A 16,701-nucleotide genomic window follows, 5' to 3' on the forward strand; every position below is an offset into this window, starting at 1 on the left:
CCGCGCCGTCAGCTGATGGGGCGGAGCGTCACCTCGGTCGGGCCGGTGCCGAGCGGCAGCGTGACGCCGCCGCGCCCCGCGGTGCCGGTCGTGGGTGCATAGTCGCGGCCGCGCGGCGTCGTGCGGGTGACGAACAGCCGCGCCCGCGGCGTGTGCGCGTCGGCGGGGTCGAGCGTCAGGACGATCGTGCCGTTCGCGGGTGTGTAGCGCGCCGCGGCGATCCGTCCTGCTTCGAGCGTGATCCACTGGCCGGCGGGTGCCACGAACAAGCGCGTGCGTGCGCCGTCGCGCGGCCGGATCGTCACGTTGCCGCCATCACGCGTCACCGCGCCGCCGAAGCCGAGCCAGCCGAAGGTCGGATCGTCCACCAGATAGGTCGCGACCGCATAGGCGTGCGCGAAATAGCCCATGCCATAATCGCCGCTATACGGATCCCAGCGCATCCGGTCGGGCCAGGCGTGAAAGGCGGCGGAGGCGAAGCCGTCGCTGTCGATATTGGTGATCCCGCCCATCAGCCCGCCGTAAGCGACGCGCAACAGGTGCAGGTCGGCGGGATCGCGTCGGAACGAATCGAACAGCGGCAAGGCGTTGTTGGTCGATCCGTAATGATGGATCTGGCGTTCGATGCGCGGATATTTGCCGCCGTACAGGAAGTCCCAATAGCGGCGCGCATTGCCGTTATAGCCCCAGCTCGGCACCGCGGGATCATAGCCCAGGATCACCTCGCGCGTCTGCACCGCCTGGCGGTCGTGACCGAAGTGGCGCAGCCAGTCGTAGACCTCGGGCTGGCCGGTCGAATCCCATGCCATCTCGCTGCCGAAGGGATAGCGCAACCCCGCCCAATGATCGGCGCGACGGCGCATCAGCGCCTCGATCGTGTCCGCCTCGACGGTCATCCCCTCGCGGCGCAGATCGGCGAGGATGTCGAGGAAGACGTTGCCCTCCATCTGGCCGAATTGCGTGTAATGCGGCGCGTCGCGCATCATCGCGACGATCGTCCGCTGCGCCCAGCCGAGATACCAGCGCCAATCGTGGCGCGTCACCAGCCCGTCATGGTTGCGCGCCAGCCGGTAGAGCACCCAATGGCCGATCGCGACATGCGGATAATTGTACGAGCGGCCGAGGTCGCCGACCTGTCTGACGCTCCACGCGGTCCAGCTCTTCCATTGCGCGGGATCGCGGTAGAGCGTCGGGAACCGTGCCGGGTCGTAGTAGAACAGGCTCTTGCGCACGCCGCCGGCATGCGGCCCGTCGGCGACCTGCAGCCGGCCGACCACCGTTTCGTCGACCAGCCGTTCCAGCTTGGCGACCTCGCCGGGCGCGGGATTGTCGAGCTGCTTCATCATCGCCGCGACCCAGCTCCCCGCGCCGCCCTCGTCGCTCATCCCGGCGATCCACACGCGCGGCTCGACGTCGACGATGCGCTGCGCCTCATGGTCGTAGGTGAGGATCGCCGGCGTCCGGCCGAACGGATCGTCCTTGCCCTCATACCATTGCCGCGTCGTGGCGAACCGGCCGAGCGCCGCCATCGTCGCATCGAGCGGGCGGGTGACGTAATAGCTCACCGTCTGCCGCTGGCCGTCGGCATAACGCAGCGTCAGCCGCGCCGGGCCGAAGCCGTGGCTGGTCACCGCCAGCCGCGTCCAGCCGTGGACGGTGCCGTCGCGCCGCACCGACAGCGCGCCCGCCGGGCTGCTGTCGATCGCGGCGATCGCGGCGGGGGCGCGGACGAACAGCGTCGCGGGCTGATCGGTCGGCACGACATAGCCGGGAATGCCGATCGCGACCGGGCGCCGCTGTGCGATCAGCGTCGGCTCGATCGCGCGGATCGACGGCGCGGTGACGAGCCGCAGGCCGATCTCGATACTGGCGCCGGGCGCGATGGTGCGGCTGGTGGGCACGTTCCACTGTTCGCCGGCGCCGCGCCATTCGCGTTCGGCGAAGCCGCGCGAATGGACCAGCCAGTCGTAGAAGCCCTCGAACGTCTGCTTGCGCGGCGTCTTCTCGGTGAAGACGCTGCCGGCGGGCGCATCCGCGGCATCGGCGAGCGGCGCATAGGCCTCGAACGGCGTATCGCGGCCGGGCAGGACGAGCAGCGCCGGTCCCTTGCCGCTGAGCCGCGTCACCTGAAGGTAGCCGGCGTCGCGGCCGATATAGGGATCGGCGAAGCTCGCCTGCGCGTGCGCCTGGTCGAGATCGCGGCCGGTGATGATGCTGTCGAACGCCATCGGCAGGCCGAGACCGCCGATCTCGACCGGCGCGTTCGAACGGTTGGTCAGGCGGAAGCGCAGCCCGAGCGCGCCGCCCGCCGCGACCCAGCGCCGCTCGACGGCGAGCGGGATGCCATCGCCCATGGTCGCGGTGATGTCCGCCGCGGCGATCGTGCCGCGCGCCGCCGGCAGGGGCCGGATCGGCCGGCGATGATGCGCCGAGCCGAAGTCGCGCCACGGCCCGCCGCCGCTGCGCAGGCGGATGTCGATGTCGCCGACGTGATTGTAGCCGTCCCCCGCCCGCTCCGCCTCGCGCGCGGTCGGCACGAAGCTGAACCCCGGCTCCGCCGCCGGCGACAGGCGGGCCAGCGTCTGCGTATCGGCGCGCAACGTCCCGCGCAGCGCGCCCACCGCGAACGGCGTGACCGGCATCGCCGGCGCCGCGCCGACGAGGAGAAGGGCGGCGAGCGCGGGCAGGCGGGGGAGCGTCATGCGGGCCTTTGCGATCGGTCGCCGCCGGCATCCCGGCAACGGGAGCATGATCGATAGGCAGGAATCTGCCCGTATACAATATCCGGCGCGGCGATTGACAGACGTTGCAATGGCGTGATCGTATACCGCCGATAACGGGGGATGAGCGATGGTGTCGCGGCGGGAGGTGATGGTGGGGGCGGCGGCGCTGACGCTTGCCGGGCGCGCGGCGGCGGCGACCGGCGGTGCGGGGCCGGCGCGGCCGCTGCCGCTGACCGTGGTGCGGCTACGGCCGTCGGATCAGGCGACGGCGGTGGCGGTCAACCGGCGCTATTTGCTGCGGCTCGAGCCCGACCGGCTGCTGCACAACGTCCGGCTCTATGCCGGACTGCCGCCGAAGGCCGCGATCTACGGCGGATGGGAGAGCGACACGATCGCCGGCCATACGCTCGGCCATTATCTCAGCGCTTTGGTGCTCGCGTGGCAGCAGGGCGGCGACGCCGAATTGCGCCGGCGCGCGGACTATATCGTCGACGAGATCGCCGCGGCGCAGGCGAAGCGCGGCACCGGCTATGTCGGCGCGCTCGGGCGCAAGACCAAGGAGGGCGCGATCGTCGATGGCGAGGCGATCTTCGCCGAGATCGCGCGGGGCGAGATCACGTCGGGCGGGTTCGACCTCAACGGCTCGTGGTCGCCGCTCTATACCGTCCACAAATGGCTCGCCGGGCTGCTCGACGTGCATCGGGCGTGGGGCAATGCGCAGGCTCTGGCGGTGGCGGAGGGGCTGGCGGGATATATCGCGCGCGTCTTCGCCGCACTGACCCCGGCGCAGGTGCAGACGGTGCTCGGCTGCGAATATGGCGGTCTCAACGAAAGCTATGCCGAACTCTATGCGCGGACCGGCGCGACGGAGTGGCTGCGGATGGCGCGGCTGATCCACGACGACAAGGTGCTCGATCCGCTCGCGCGCGGCGAGGATCGGCTCGCCAATCTCCATGCGAATACGCAGGTGCCCAAATTGATCGGCCTTGCCCGGCTGCACGAGGTGAGCGGCGGCGATCCCGCCGCGGCCCGCGCCGCGCGTACCTTCTGGGAGGCGGTGGTCGGGCATCACAGCTATGTCATCGGCGGCAATGCCGACCGCGAATATTTCACCGCGCCCGACACGATCGCCGAGCATATTACCGAACAGACCTGCGAGCATTGCAACACCTACAATATGCTGAAGCTCACCCGGCAGCTGTGGGCGTGGCAGCCGGACGGCGCGCTGTTCGACTATTACGAGCGCGCGCAGCTCAACCACGTCATGGCGCAGCAGGACCCGGCGACCGGCGGCTTCACCTATATGACGCCGCTGATGAGCGGCGCGACGCGCGACTTCTCGACCACCGCCGACGACGCTTTCTGGTGCTGCGTCGGCTCGGGGATGGAGAGCCATGCCAAACATGGCGATTCGATCTTCTGGGAAGGCGTGGATGGGACCTTCTACGTCAATCTCTATACCCCGGCGGATGCCGATTGGGCGACGCGCGGCGCGCAAGTGACGCTCGACACGCGCTATCCGTTCGAGCCGGAGGCGACCTTGACCTTCACCCGGCTGCGTCGCGGTCGTTTCCCGGTCGCGCTGCGCGTACCGCGCTGGGCAAGCGGGACGGCGCAGGTCACGGTCAACGGCGCGCCGGTGACGCCGGTGCTGGCGCGCGGCTATGCGACGGTGACGCGGGCGTGGTGCGCGGGCGACCGGATCGCGATCACGCTGCCGCTCGCGTTGCGGCTGGAGCCGGCACCGGGCGACGCGCGCACCGTCGCGGTGCTGCGCGGGCCGCTGGTGCTCGCCGCCGATCTCGGCGCGGCGGAGACGCCATGGGAGCAGGCCGATCCGGCCTTGGTCGGCGGCGACCTGCTCGCCGGCTTCGTCGCCCGCGATCCCGCCGCCGCGCATTATGCGACGCAGGGCGTGCTGCGGCCGGGGAACCGCGACTTCGTGCCCTTCTATCGCCAGTATCGGCGGCGCAGCGCGGTCTATTTCTGGCGCTTCGACGCGGCCGAATGGACGCGCGAGGAGGCGGCCTACACCGCCGAACAGGCACGCCTGCGCGACGTGGCGGCGCGCTCGGTCGACGTCATGCACCTCGGCGAGATGCAGCCCGAGCGCGATCATGGCCTGACCAGCGCCGCCTCCTATCCCGTCACCTATCGCGGGCGCACCGGTCGCGATGCGCGATCGGGCGGCTGGTTCGAATGCACGATGGCGGTCAGGCCGGGGCCGCTGCTGTTGCAGGCGAGCTATTGGGGTGGCGAGCGGCCGCGCGACTTCGACCTGCTGATCGACAACGTCCGGATCGCGACGCAGCATCTCGGCAACGATGCGCCGGGGCGGTTCTTCGACGTCGCCTATCCGTTGCCCGAGGCGCTGACCCGCGGCAAGCGCACGGTGCGCGTCCGTGTGGTGCCGCATGACGGCAGCACCGCCGGGCCGGTGTTCGGCCTGCGCATCTATACCGCCAAACCGGGAGAGACCGTATGACCGATCGTGCCGGCGTCCCGATGACGCTCGCCGCGCTGCGTGCGCTCGCGCATGCCAAGCTGCGCGCGGTGGGGCTTGCCGAGGATCATGCCGAGGCGGTGGCGGAGACGATGGTCGCCGGCGAGCGCGACGGCTGCGCCAGCCACGGCATCTACCGGCTGCTCGTCGCCGCGGCGAGCGTCAAGGCGGGCGTGGTGGTGCCCGATGCGGTGCCGGTGGTCAGCCGGCCGGGTAAGGCGCTGGTCCGCGTCGACGGCGGCGGTGGCTTCGCGCAGCTCGCCTTCGCGCGCGGTCTGCCGGTGCTGGTCGCGGCGGCGCGCGAACACGGCATCGCCACGCTGGCGCTCAACCATGTCGTCCATTTCGCCGCTTTGTGGCCGGAGGTGGAGGCGCTGGCGCGCGAGGGGCTGGTCGCGCTCGCCTGCACGCCGTCGCACGCCTGGGTCGCGCCGGCGGGCGGCACGCGGCCGGTGTTCGGCACCAACCCCATCGCGTTCGGCTGGCCGCGGCCGGCGGGCGATCCGTTCGTCTTCGACTTCGCGACCAGCGCGGTGGCGCGCGGCGAGATCGAGCTGCATCGCCGCGCCGGCCTGCCGGTGCCGGAGGAATGGGGCTATGATGCCGAAGGCGCGCCGACCACCGACGCCAAGGCGGTGCTCGATGGGGCGATGCGCACCTTCGGCGGCCACAAGGGGTCGGCGCTCGCCGCGATGGTCGAGTTGCTCGCCGGGCCGCTGATCGGCGATCTTACCAGCCGCGAATCGCTGGCGCTCGACGACGGCCGCGGCGGATCGCCGGTCGGCGGCGAGCTGATCGTCGCGATCGACCCTGCCGGCTTCCTGGGCGAGGCAACCGCCGCGCATCTCGCGCGCGCGGAGGCGATGTTCGCGGCGATCGAGGCGCAGGGCGCGCGGCTGCCCTCGGCACGGCGCTATGCGGCGCGCGCGCACAGCCTGTCGGAAGGGGTCGTGGTGCCGGCAGCACTGCACGCCGAGATCATGGCGATCGGAGCGGCGGCATGAGCGGCGCGGTGATCGCCGCGCTCGCGCTGCTCGCGACTCCGGTCGCGGCGGCGCCCGCCACCGGCAGTGCGGACGCGCGGTTGCGGGCGCTCTACACCGCTGAATATGCCTGGCGGAAGCAGCAGATGCCGCCGAGCGAGGACGACGACAAGAACAGCGCGCGCAGCCTGCCCGACGTCGGTCCGGCGGCGCAGGCAGCGAAACTCGCGCGCTGGACGCAGACCGCGACGGCGCTCGCCGCGATCCGTCCCGCCGCGCTGTCGTCGGCGGCGCGGGTCGATTACGGCGTCTATGCCGCGCAGATCCGCGCCTTGCTCGCCGAACAGCGGTTCCGCGATTACGAGATGCCGCTGACCTCGGATTCGAGCTTCTGGAGCGATCTCGCCGATCAGGCGCGCGAGCCCTTCTCGCGCGCCGAGGATTATGGCCGCTATCTGACGCTGCTGCGCGCCGTTCCGCGCTATTTCGACCAGAATATCGCCAATATGCGGGCCGGGCTGGCACGCGGCTTCACCCCGCCGAAGGTGACGCTCACCGGCCGCGACATCGGCGTCGCGCAGGTGGTGGAGGCAGGGGCCGGGGAGGGCTCGCCCTTCTACGCGCCGTTCCGCACGATGCCGGCGACCATGGCCGCCGCGACGCGGGCGAGGCTGCGCGCCGAGGCGCTGGCGGCGTTGCGCGACGCGGTGGTGCCCGCGTATCGCCGGCTGCTCGCCTTCCTGCGCGACGACTATATTCCCGGGGCACGCACCTCGCTCGCGGCCTATGACCTGCCCGACGGGCGTGCTTATTATCAGTCGAAGGTCGCCGAATATACGACGCGCGACCAGACGCCGGCGCAGGTCCATGCGATCGGCCTCGCCGAGGTCGCGCGCATTCAGGCACGGATGCAGCAGGTGATGGCGACGGTCGGGTTCAAGGGCGACCTGCCCGCGTTCCTAGCGATGCTGCGACGCGATCCGCGTTTCTACGCCAAGACGCCGCAGGACCTGCTCGACCGTGCCGCCTGGATCGCCAAGAGCTTCGACGGCAAGGCGGCGCGCTATTTCGGGCGGCTGCCGCGCGCGCGCTTCGCGATCAAGCCGGTGCCCGCCGATCTCGCGCCTTTCTATACCAGCGGTCGCGGTGGGCCGGGGGTGTATCTGGTCAACACCTACGATCTGCCGTCGCGCGCGCTCTATGCGCTGCCGGCGCTGACGCTGCACGAAAGCGCGCCGGGCCACGCCTTCCAGATGCCGCTGGCGGCGGAGAACCACGACCTCCCCGCCTTCCGCCGCGAGACCTATCTGTCGGTCTATGGCGAGGGCTGGGCGCTGTATTGCGAGGCGCTCGGCGAGGAAATGGGGATGTATGAGACGCCCTACGACCTGTTCGGCATGCTGAGCTACCAATCCTGGCGCGCGTCGCGGCTGGTGGTCGACACGGGTATTCACGCGATGGGCTGGAGCCGCGAGCGCGCGCAAGGCTATCTGCGCGACCACACCGCGCTCGCCGATCACGAGATCGAGACCGAGGTCGACCGCTACATCGCCTGGCCGGGACAGGCGCTGAGCTATTATACCGGCGAACTGGCGATCCTGGCGGCGCGGCGTCGGGCCGAAGCCGCGCTCGGCCCGCGCTTCGACATCCGCGCCTTCCACGACACCGTGCTCGCGCTGGGATCGGTGCCGATGCCCGAGCTCGACCGGCGGATCGACGCCTTTATCGCCGACGGCGGCAAGGGACCGTATCCCGAGGAGGCGCGCTAAGGGCGTCCGGCGTCCGGTTGCTTCGACAGGCTCAGCACCAACGGTGATCGGGCGCGCCCCCCCCGGTTAGCCCTGAGCCTGTCGAAGGGCGGTGCCGCAAGCGATGCCGCCGCCTCTGGTCTCCCGTGCTTCGACAGGCTCAGCACGAACGGTTGGTGGGCCCCCCGTTCCGCGCCGTCAGGGCGTCGGGCCCTCCGGATCGAACGGTCGGTCGATCGACGGTTGCGGTTCAGTGAACCAGGCGGCGCCGTCCTCGGTGACGTAAAAATGGTCTTCCAGCCGGATGCCGTAGCGTTCGGGGACGACGATCATCGGCTCGTTGGAAAAGCACATGCCTGGTGCCAGCGGCGTCGTGTCGCCGCGGACGAGATAGGCAGGCTCGTGGATCGACAGGCCGATGCCGTGGCCGGTGCGGTGCGGCAGGCCGGGCAGGCGATAGTCGGGGCCGAGTCCGGCACGTTCCAATACCGCGCGCGCCGCCGCGTCGACCGCCTCGCAGGGCACGCCGGGCCGCACCGCGGCGAAGGCGGCGGCCTGCGCCTCCTTCTCCAGCGCCCAGGTCGCACGGATGTCGTCGTCGACGCGGCCGAAGGCGTAGGTGCGGGTGATGTCCGACTGATAACCGTGGATCGCGCAGCCGGTGTCGACCAGCACGAGCTGGTCCTCGGCGAGCGCCTGATCGCCGGGCAGGCCGTGCGGGAAGGCGGTCGCGGTCCCGAACTGCACCGCGCAGAACGTATAGCCCGGCGCGCCCAAGGCGCGATGCGCGTCGTCGATGAAGCGTTTCACCTCGCTCGCGCGGATGCCGGGGGCAAGGATGCGCGCGGTGCGGCGGTGGACCTCCAGCGTCATCGCCTTGGCCTGCGCCATCAGCGCGAGCTCGGCGGGCGATTTGATCATGCGCAGCCCGTCGATGATGCCGGCGCCATCGGTCACCGTCAGCGTCGCGCCGAGCCGCCGCGCGACCGCGAACGGCAGCAGCGGGTCGAGCGCCAGCGTCGCGCCGGCGGGCAGCGCGTCGACGACCAGAGCGACCGGATCCGCGTCCTCCTCCCACAAGCGGATATCGGCGGCGATCTCGAGCTCGGCGACCAGCGAGCCGCGCTCGAACGCCGGGCAGATCACGATCGGCTCGCCCGCGACCGGCAGCAGCAGCGCGACCAGCCGCTCGGTCGGCGACCAGCCGACGCCGGTGAAATAGCGCAGCGACGCGCCCGCGGTGACGAGCAAGGCGGCGGCGCCGCTCGCTGCGGTCGCGGCACGCGCGCGGGCGAGGCGGTCGCTGCGCTCGTCGGCGCCGATCACCGGCGCCGGGTCGCTCCAGGGGGCGAGGGTGGCGAGTTGCGCCGCTGCGGTCGATCCGCCGATGGTCATCGTGTTGCTCCGAAACGGTCAAGGGAAAAGGGGGCGAGGTCGATCGGCGCGGGCTGGTCCGCAACGAGTGCGGCGACGATCTCGCCCGTCGTCGCCGCCAGCGTCAGGCCGAGATGCTGGTGGCCGAAGGCGTAGAGCAGATTGGGCGCGCGGGTGGAACGGCCGATCGCGGGAAGATAGTCGGGCAGGGTCGGTCGCGCGCCCATCCAGTGCGTGAACGGCGGCCGCATCGCCAGCCCGAGCGCCTGCACCTGCGCCTCCAGCCGCTGCCATTTGCGCGGGTCGGGCGGTGCGGCGGCATTGCCGAATTCGACGAAGCCCGACGCCTGGACGTGACCGGCATAGCGGGTGACGATCATCGAGCGGTCCTCGAACACCAGCGGCGGGCAGTCGGCGGGCCAGGCGTCGGCGGCGGCGCGGATGTGATAGCCGCGCTCGGCGATCAGCGGCGCCACGTGGCCGGCGGCGGCGACCAGCGGCGCGCTGCCGATGCCGGCGGCGACCACCACCAGATCGGCGGCATGGCCCGCGACTGCGGCGCGGCCGTCGCGGACGGTGAGCGTCGCGGCGGCGCGGACGATGCGGCCGCCGGCGGCGATCAGCGCCGCCTCCAGCGCGGCGGCGAGCGCGGCGAGATCGGCGATCTGGCCGCTGCCGGAAAAGCGGATCGCACCGGCGACCGGCACTGCCGCCACCGCGGCGATCCGGGCGCGATCGTCCGGCCCCGCATCGGCGATCGTCGCGACGCCGGTGTCGGCCGCGCGCCATGCTGCGGCGCCGCGTGCGGCGCTGTGCCGGTCGTTCCAGACGACGAGATGGCCGTCCTCGCGGAGCAACGCGGGCGCGTCGATCGCCGCGACCAGTCGCCGCCACGCTGGTATTGCGGTGGCGAGCAGGCCACCCAGCGCGGCGCTGCCGTGACGGAACCGCGACGGCCGGCTCGCGGCGAGATAGCGCGGCAGGAAGCGCAGCCAGTCGCGCGCCATCGCCGGGGGCAGGTCGAGCGCGCCACCCGCGGCGAAGCGGCGCCGCCACGCGCTCGCCACCGATGCCGGCGAGGCGAGCGGCGCGACCTGCTCGACCGCGATATGGCCGGCGTTGTTCCACGACGGCGCCTGCCGGTCGGCATCGCGATCGATCACGGTGACGGCATGGCCGGCGCGGGCGAGCGTCACCGCCGCCGACAGCCCCACCACACCCCCGCCGAGAATCGCGACCTGCCGTTGCATCATCTTGTCCTTGCCGCGCTTCTATGGCTTGGTATACGATATTCCACAGACGATAGAGGACGCAAGCAGCATGACGATCAGGTGGAGGGGCGTTTTCCCCGCGGTGACGACCCAGGTACGCGAGGATCTTTCCATCGATCTCCCTGATACGCAACGCGTCGTCGACGATCTGGTGCGCGACGGCGTCACCGGCGTGATCGCGCTGGGCACGGTCGGCGAGAACAATTCGCTCGACTTCGACGAGAAGGTGACGACGCTGACCGCGATCGTCGAGGCGGTGGCGGGCCGCGTACCGGTCGTCACCGGCGTGTCGGAATACGACACGCGTCGCGCGGTGCGCTATGCGCAGGCGGCGGAGAAGGCCGGGGCGGACGGGCTGATGCTGCTGCCGCCGATGGTCTATGTCCCCAAGCCGCACGAGCTGGTGAACCATTTCCGCGGTGTCGCCGAGCAGACCGGCCTGCCGATCATGCTCTACAACAACCCGCCCGCCTATCGCACCGTGATCGATCAGGAGGTGCTGACCGCGCTGGTCGAGGTGAAGAACATCGTCGCGGTCAAGGAATCGGCCCCCGACACGCGCCGCTTCACCGACTTCCGCAACGCCTTCGGCGATCGCTACGTGCTGTTCGCGGGGCTCGACGACGTCGCGCTCGAAGGTTTGTTCCTCGGTGCGCAGGGCTGGGTGTCGGGTCTGACCAACGCCTTCCCCAGGGAATCGGTCGAGCTGGTGCGCGCGTTCGAGCGTGGCGATCACGCCAAGGCGATGGAAATCTATCGCTGGTTCATGCCCTTGCTCCACCTCGACGCCGAGCATGACCTCGTCCAGTCGATCAAGCTCGCCGAGCAGGTGATGGGCCGCGGGTCGGAGCGGGTGCTGCCGCCGCGCTACGTGCTGGAAGGCGCGCGCCGCGCCGAGGTAATCGCGATGGTCGAGAAGGCGGCGGCGACGCGGCCGGCGCTCGGCTGAGCCGCGACGCGATGCGCCACACCTTCTTCTGCATCGACGGTCATACCGCCGGCAATCCGGTTCGCCTCGTCGCCGGCGGGGCGCCGCTGCTGAAGGGGGCGTCCATGTCGGAGCGGCGTCAGGACTTCCTGGCGCGCTTCGACTGGATCCGCACCGGCCTGTGCTTCGAGCCGCGCGGCCACGATATGATGTCGGGCGGCTTCCTCTATCCGCCGACCACGGCGGACGCGGATATCGGCATCCTGTTCATCGAGACGAGCGGCTGCCTGCCGATGTGCGGCCACGGCACGATCGGCATCGTCACCTTCGGGCTGGAGCACGGGCTGATCCAGCCGGCGACGCCGGGGCGGCTGCGCGTCGAGGTGCCCGCCGGGGTGATTGATATCGCCTATGAGACGGCGGGCGACAAGGTGACCGCGGTGCGCATCACCAACGTCCCCTCCTATGTCGCCGCGACGGGGATCGCGATCGATGTCGAGGGGATCGGGCCGCTGTCGATCGACGTCGCTTATGGCGGCAATTATTATGCGATCGTCGAGCTGCAGGGCGGCTATACCGGGCTCGACGATCTCGGTGCCGACCGGATCATCGCGCTCAGCCGCAGCGTCCGCGCGGCGGTGCGCGCCAAGTTCGAGCCGGTCCATCCGCTCGATCCGACGATCCGCGGCGTCAGCCACGTGCTCTGGGCCGACCGGCCGAGGGGCGAGGGGGCGGACGGTCGCAACGCAGTGTTCTACGGCGACAAGGCGATCGACCGGTCGCCGTGCGGTACCGGCACCTCGGCGCGGCTCGCGCATCTCGCCGCCAAGGGTGTGCTCGCGGTCGGCGACCGGTTCGTGCACGAAAGCTATATCGGCAGCCGCTTCGTCGGTCGCGTCGAGGCGACGACGACGCTCGGCGACACGCCGGCGATCGTGCCGTCGATCGAGGGTTCGGCGATCGCCACCGGCTTCAACACGATCTGGATCGACCGCGCCGACACCTTCTGGGAGGGATTCCAGGTCACGTGAGCGCGCGGCATTTTGGCGCCATGTGGTGAGCATCGTGATCCGCACCCTCTCCGAACGCGTATTCGAGATCGTCCGCGAACGGATCGTCACCGGCCAGCTGGCGACCGACACGCCGCTGCGGCAGGATGCGCTCGCCGCCGAACTGGGGGTGAGCAAGATCCCGCTGCGCGAGGCGTTGGGGCGGCTGCAACAGGAAGGGCTGCTGACCAGCCAGGCCAATCGCGGCTATATGGTGCGCGCGCTGTCCACCGACCAGGCGGAAGAGATCTATGCGCTGCGCCTCGCGATCGAGCCCGCCGCCGCCGCTCATGCCGCCGCCTGCGCCGATCCGCCAGCGCGCGACGCGGCGGTGCAGGCGTTCGAGCGGCTCGACCGTGCCGCGGGCAGCAATCTCGCCGCGGTGGCGATCAGCAATCGCGAATTCCACGTCGCGCTGGTCCGCCCGGGCGGGCGGCTGCTGACCACGCAGCTCATCGAGCGGTTGTCGATCCTCGCCGAACGCTATGTCGTCGCGCATCTCGCCCCCGCCGGGCGCGAGACGCGCGCGCATCAGGAGCATCGCGCGCTGCTCGACGCCTTTCTCGCCCGCGACGGTGCGGCGCTGGAGACGTTGCTCGCCGGCCATATCGGCGCGACGCTCGCCGATCTGCGGGAGCAGTTCGCCGCCCGCTGACGGCATCATCATCACAACGGGGGACACGATCATGTTGGGGCCGCGCAAATCGCTCGACGCCGTCTTGCGCCACGATGCCGGACAGGCGCTCGCCAAGACGCTGTCGTGGCCGCATCTGATCGCGCTCGGGGTGGGCGCGATCGTCGGCACCGGCATCTATACGCTGACCGGGGTGGGCGCCGAGCGCGCCGGACCGGCGGTGATCCTCGCCTTCGCGATCGCCGGCGCGGTCTGCGCCTGCGCCGCGCTCGCTTATGCCGAGCTGGCGACGATGATCCCGGCGGCGGGCAGCGCCTATACGTTCAGCTATGCCGCGCTCGGCGAGACGGTCGCCTGGGTGGTCGGCTGGAGCCTGATCCTCGAATATTCGCTCGCCTGTTCGACCGTCGCGGTCGGCTGGGCGGGCTATCTGGTCGGCTGGATCGAGTCGGCGGGGGTGCACCTGCCGGCGCTGCTGCTCGCCGGGCCGCATGGCGGCGGGCTGATCAACCTGCCTGCGGTGCTCGTCGCGCTGGCGGTGATGGGGCTGCTGCTGCTCGGCACGCGCGAGAGCGCGACGCTCAACATCGTGCTGGTGATCGTCAAGCTGACCGCGCTGGCGATCTTCGTCGGCTTCGCGCTGCCGGCGTTCGATGCCGACAACCTCCACCCGTTCATGCCCTATGGCTTCGGCTCGGTGGAGAGCGGCGGCACCAAGCGCGGCGTGATGGCGGCGGCGGCGATCGTCTTCTTCTCCTTCTACGGCTTCGATGCGGTCGCCACCTCGGCGGAGGAGGCGAAGAACCCCGGTCGCGACCTGACCATCGGCATCGTCGGGTCGATGCTCGCATGCACGCTGATCTATATGGCGGTCGCGGTCGCCGCGGTCGGCGCGCTGCCGTTCACGCAGCTCGCGCATTCCGCCGAACCGCTCGCGCTGGTGCTCCGCTCACTCGGCCGGCCGTTCGCGGGCCATCTGATCGCGCTCGCCGCGGTGATCGCGCTGCCCTCGGTGATCCTCGTCATGATGTACGGGCAGAGCCGGATCTTCTTCACCATGGCGCGCGACGGGCTCCTCCCGCGCAGCCTCGCGACATTGAGCCCGCGCACCGGCGCGCCGGTGCGGATCACATTGCTGACCGGCGTGTCGATCGCGCTGGTCGCGGGGGTCTTCCGGCTCGACGAGATCGCCGAACTTGCCAATGCCGGGACGTTGCTCGCGTTCATCGCGGTGGCGGCATGTATGATGGTGCTGCGCCGAACCGCCCCGGAGGCGAAGCGGCTGTTCCGCTGTCCGGCGCCGTTCGTCGTCGGCACGCTTGCGGTGCTCGGCTGCCTCTATCTGCTGTGGAGCCTGCCGCAGGCGACGCTGCTGCGCTTCCTCGGCTGGAACGCCATCGGGCTGGTCGTCTATCTCGCCTACGGCCATCGCCACGGGCTCGCCGCGCGGCGCTGACGGCACCGGCGGCGGTGTCGGGCGTTCGGACCGGTCGATGACCGAACCAACCTCCGTCGGCGCGCGGCGCCTGCCGCCGCTGCTCGCCGGGATCGCGCTGATCGCGGTCGGGCTCATGATCCTGCTGATCGGCGCCTTCGCGACGAGCCGCTATCCCTTCGCCTTCGACCGCGCGATCATCGTCGGCGCGCGGGCATGGGGCGGACCGGCGTGGCTGCCCAAGGTGGCGAGCGACATCACCGCGCTCGGCGGCGGGGTGGTGCTGACCGTGATCGTGGTGATCGTCGCCGGCTTCCTGCTGATCCAGCGGCTATGGCTGACCGCGCTGGCGACGGTGCTCGCCAGCCTGACCGGCGGCTGGGTGGTCGATGCGGTCAAGGGCGTGGTGCTGCGCGCGCGGCCCGACCTCGTACCGCATCTGGTCGACGCGAGCGGCTACAGCTTCCCGAGCGGCCATGCGACGTCGAGCGCGGTGGTCTATCTGACGCTCGCCTCGCTCGCCGGACAGGTGACCCCGGATCGGGCGGCGCGACGCTATCTGCTCGTCGTCGCGGTGCTGCTGGTCGGCGCGATCGGGTGCAGCCGCGTCTATCTCGGCGTCCATTGGCCGAGCGACGTCATCGCCGGCTGGAGCTTCGGCACGCTCTGGGCGCTGGGCTGGTGGACCGCCACCGCGCGGGCGCGGGTGGCGATCGGTGGCGAGCGCTAAGACGTATCGACATTTGCGGCCTTAACGAATTCCTCCCCGTGGCGGGGGAGGATTTGCTATAGTCACGAGCTGACTGTCGATCCGTTCTACATTGTGGCCGGATTGGGGCAACGTGGACAAGCTGGACACCTTAACGGAAACGATCCAGCCCTATCGTTTCCATTTCTGCACCGATGAGAAAGAGCGCGACTTGCGCTGCGTCGATAGCAAGTAGGGGTCGTGTAGGACAGCGGCCGGCATTTCCCCCGTCATATCAAGATGAAATGCCGGCTCCCGACCAATCAGCCGCGTTCGGCGAGCTTGCGCTCCCAAGCGAGCGCGTCCTTGACGATCGTCTCGAGATCGTCGCGCTGCGGGCGCCACGGCAAGGCGGCGAGGATCGCGCCATTGTCCGCGACGAGCGCGGCGGGATCGCCGGCGCGGCGGCCCTCGTAGCGGCGCTGGATCGTCAGGTTGGTGACGCGATCGACCGCGTCGAGCACCTCGTTGACCGAGAAGCCGCGATTGTAGCCGGCGTTGAGCGTGTGGCTCTTGGCGGGCTCGGCGATCAGCAGTTCGAGCGCCGAGACGTGCGCGGCGGCGAGGTCGCTGACATGGATATAGTCGCGCACGCCGGTGCCGTCGGGCGTGTCGAAGTCGGTGCCGAACACCGACACCGCCTCGCGCTTGCCGGTCGCCGCCTCGACCGCGATCTTGATGAGATGCGTCGCGCCGACCGTCGACTGGCCGGAGCGGCCCTGTGGATCGGCACCGGCGACGTTGAAATAGCGCAAGGCGCAATAATTGATCGGATGCGCCGCGGCGACGTCGCGCAGCATCGCCTCGGTCATCAGCTTCGACATGCCGTACGGGTTGATCGGCACGGTCGGGTCGTTCTCCTGCACCGGCACCTTTACCGGGGTGCCGTAGGTCGCCGCGGTCGAGGAGAAGATGAAGTGCGGCACGCCCTCGACCACCGCGCTCTCCAGCAGCGCGCGCGTCGCGGCGGTGTTGTTGCGATAATATTTGAGCGGGTCGCTGACCGATTCGGGCACGACCACCGACCCGGCGAAATGCATGATGGCGCGGACGTGATGGTCGCGGATCGTCGCGCGGACGGCGGCGTCGTCCTCGATATTGGCCTGCACCAGCGTAGCGCGCGGATCGACCGCCCAGTCGAAGCCGGTGACGAGATTGTCGACGACGACGACGTCATAGCCCGCGTCGAGCAATGCGAGCACCGCATGGCTGCCGATATAGCCGGCGCCGCCGGTCACCATCACCTTACCCTGGAACGCCATCGTCTGATCTCCCGTCTTTCGCGCGCCCTACCGCGTTCCTACA

At 70.5% G+C, this 16,701-nt stretch carries 12 protein-coding genes; 8 read left to right on the forward strand and 4 right to left on the reverse strand.

The window, feature by feature from the left end; genetic code table 11:
* Positions 1–8: 8 nt before the first annotated feature.
* Positions 9–2,702, reverse strand: a complete 2,694-nt coding sequence (locus AC07U4_RS11220; protein WP_495195458.1) for a DUF5695 domain-containing protein — start codon at positions 2,700–2,702, stop codon at positions 9–11.
* A gap of 148 nt (positions 2,703–2,850) precedes the next feature.
* Between AC07U4_RS11220 and AC07U4_RS11225 the strand changes: the two genes are divergently transcribed.
* From AC07U4_RS11225 to AC07U4_RS11235, 3 genes are read left to right on the forward strand one after another with little or no spacing between them, the layout of a single operon-like run.
* Entirely contained in the window at positions 2,851–5,208 is a 2,358-nt protein-coding gene (locus AC07U4_RS11225; RefSeq protein ID WP_495195459.1) for a beta-L-arabinofuranosidase domain-containing protein, read from the forward strand.
* On the forward strand, positions 5,205–6,230 hold the full coding sequence (locus AC07U4_RS11230) for an Ldh family oxidoreductase (protein ID WP_495195460.1): 1,026 nt from the start codon (positions 5,205–5,207) through the stop codon (positions 6,228–6,230). Before AC07U4_RS11225 ends, AC07U4_RS11230 begins: the two co-directional genes overlap by 4 nt.
* Positions 6,227–7,978, forward strand: a complete 1,752-nt coding sequence (locus AC07U4_RS11235; protein WP_495195461.1) for a DUF885 domain-containing protein — start codon at positions 6,227–6,229, stop codon at positions 7,976–7,978. Before AC07U4_RS11230 ends, AC07U4_RS11235 begins: the two co-directional genes overlap by 4 nt.
* Positions 7,979–8,155: 177 nt before the next feature.
* Here the strand turns inward: AC07U4_RS11235 and AC07U4_RS11240 are convergent, their stop codons facing one another.
* Positions 8,156–9,352, reverse strand: coding sequence for a M24 family metallopeptidase (locus AC07U4_RS11240; RefSeq protein ID WP_495195462.1), 1,197 nt, complete (start codon positions 9,350–9,352; stop codon positions 8,156–8,158).
* Entirely contained in the window at positions 9,349–10,581 is a 1,233-nt protein-coding gene (locus tag AC07U4_RS11245) for an NAD(P)/FAD-dependent oxidoreductase (RefSeq protein ID WP_495195463.1), read from the reverse strand. The genes AC07U4_RS11240 and AC07U4_RS11245 overlap by 4 nt, the downstream gene beginning before the upstream one ends.
* 70 nt (positions 10,582–10,651) lie before the next feature.
* On the opposite strand from AC07U4_RS11245, the gene AC07U4_RS11250 reads away from it, so the two are divergent.
* The 5 genes from AC07U4_RS11250 to AC07U4_RS11270 are packed head-to-tail and all read left to right on the forward strand — an operon-like array spanning position 10,652 to position 15,378.
* On the forward strand, positions 10,652–11,551 hold the full coding sequence (locus AC07U4_RS11250) for a dihydrodipicolinate synthase family protein (RefSeq protein WP_495195464.1): 900 nt from the start codon (positions 10,652–10,654) through the stop codon (positions 11,549–11,551).
* 11 nt (positions 11,552–11,562) lie between these two features.
* Positions 11,563–12,561, forward strand: a complete 999-nt coding sequence (locus AC07U4_RS11255; RefSeq protein WP_495195465.1) for a 4-hydroxyproline epimerase — start codon at positions 11,563–11,565, stop codon at positions 12,559–12,561.
* Positions 12,562–12,586: 25 nt separating this feature from the next.
* Complete coding sequence (locus AC07U4_RS11260) at positions 12,587–13,234, forward strand: GntR family transcriptional regulator (RefSeq protein ID WP_038667308.1); 648 nt, start codon at positions 12,587–12,589, stop codon at positions 13,232–13,234.
* Positions 13,235–13,265: 31 nt separating this feature from the next.
* On the forward strand, positions 13,266–14,669 hold the full coding sequence (locus tag AC07U4_RS11265) for an amino acid permease (RefSeq protein ID WP_495195466.1): 1,404 nt from the start codon (positions 13,266–13,268) through the stop codon (positions 14,667–14,669).
* 37 nt (positions 14,670–14,706) lie between these two features.
* Positions 14,707–15,378 carry a phosphatase PAP2 family protein gene (locus AC07U4_RS11270; RefSeq protein WP_495195467.1) on the forward strand — a complete coding sequence of 224 codons (672 nt, stop codon included), beginning with the start codon at positions 14,707–14,709 and terminating at the stop codon, positions 15,376–15,378.
* A 281-nt stretch (positions 15,379–15,659) separates the two neighbouring features.
* On the opposite strand, the gene galE is transcribed toward AC07U4_RS11270, so the two are convergent.
* A complete protein-coding gene (galE, locus tag AC07U4_RS11275; RefSeq protein ID WP_038663723.1) occupies positions 15,660–16,658 on the reverse strand; it encodes a UDP-glucose 4-epimerase GalE in 999 nt (332 codons plus the stop codon).
* Positions 16,659–16,701 lie beyond the last annotated feature (43 nt).

The organism is Sphingomonas sp. GW821-FHT02B09 (assembly GCF_059421875.1).

Bases quoted from the DNA above. Each gene is read 5' to 3' on its own strand.
- AC07U4_RS11245 (WP_495195463.1), bottom strand. From the start codon at position 10,581: ATGCAACGGCAGGTCGCGATTCTCGGCGGGGGTGTGGTGGGGCTGTCG.
- galE (WP_038663723.1), bottom strand. From the start codon at position 16,658: ATGGCGTTCCAGGGTAAGGTGATGGTGACCGGCGGCGCCGGCTATATC.
- AC07U4_RS11265 (WP_495195466.1), top strand. From the start codon at position 13,266: ATGTTGGGGCCGCGCAAATCGCTCGACGCCGTCTTGCGCCACGATGCC.
- AC07U4_RS11270 (WP_495195467.1), top strand. From the start codon at position 14,707: ATGACCGAACCAACCTCCGTCGGCGCGCGGCGCCTGCCGCCGCTGCTC.
- AC07U4_RS11255 (WP_495195465.1), top strand. From the start codon at position 11,563: ATGCGCCACACCTTCTTCTGCATCGACGGTCATACCGCCGGCAATCCG.
- AC07U4_RS11225 (WP_495195459.1), top strand. From the start codon at position 2,851: ATGGTGTCGCGGCGGGAGGTGATGGTGGGGGCGGCGGCGCTGACGCTT.
- AC07U4_RS11230 (WP_495195460.1), top strand. From the start codon at position 5,205: ATGACCGATCGTGCCGGCGTCCCGATGACGCTCGCCGCGCTGCGTGCG.
- AC07U4_RS11250 (WP_495195464.1), top strand. From the start codon at position 10,652: ATGACGATCAGGTGGAGGGGCGTTTTCCCCGCGGTGACGACCCAGGTA.
- AC07U4_RS11240 (WP_495195462.1), bottom strand. From the start codon at position 9,352: ATGACCATCGGCGGATCGACCGCAGCGGCGCAACTCGCCACCCTCGCC.
- AC07U4_RS11235 (WP_495195461.1), top strand. From the start codon at position 6,227: ATGAGCGGCGCGGTGATCGCCGCGCTCGCGCTGCTCGCGACTCCGGTC.
- AC07U4_RS11220 (WP_495195458.1), bottom strand. From the start codon at position 2,702: ATGACGCTCCCCCGCCTGCCCGCGCTCGCCGCCCTTCTCCTCGTCGGC.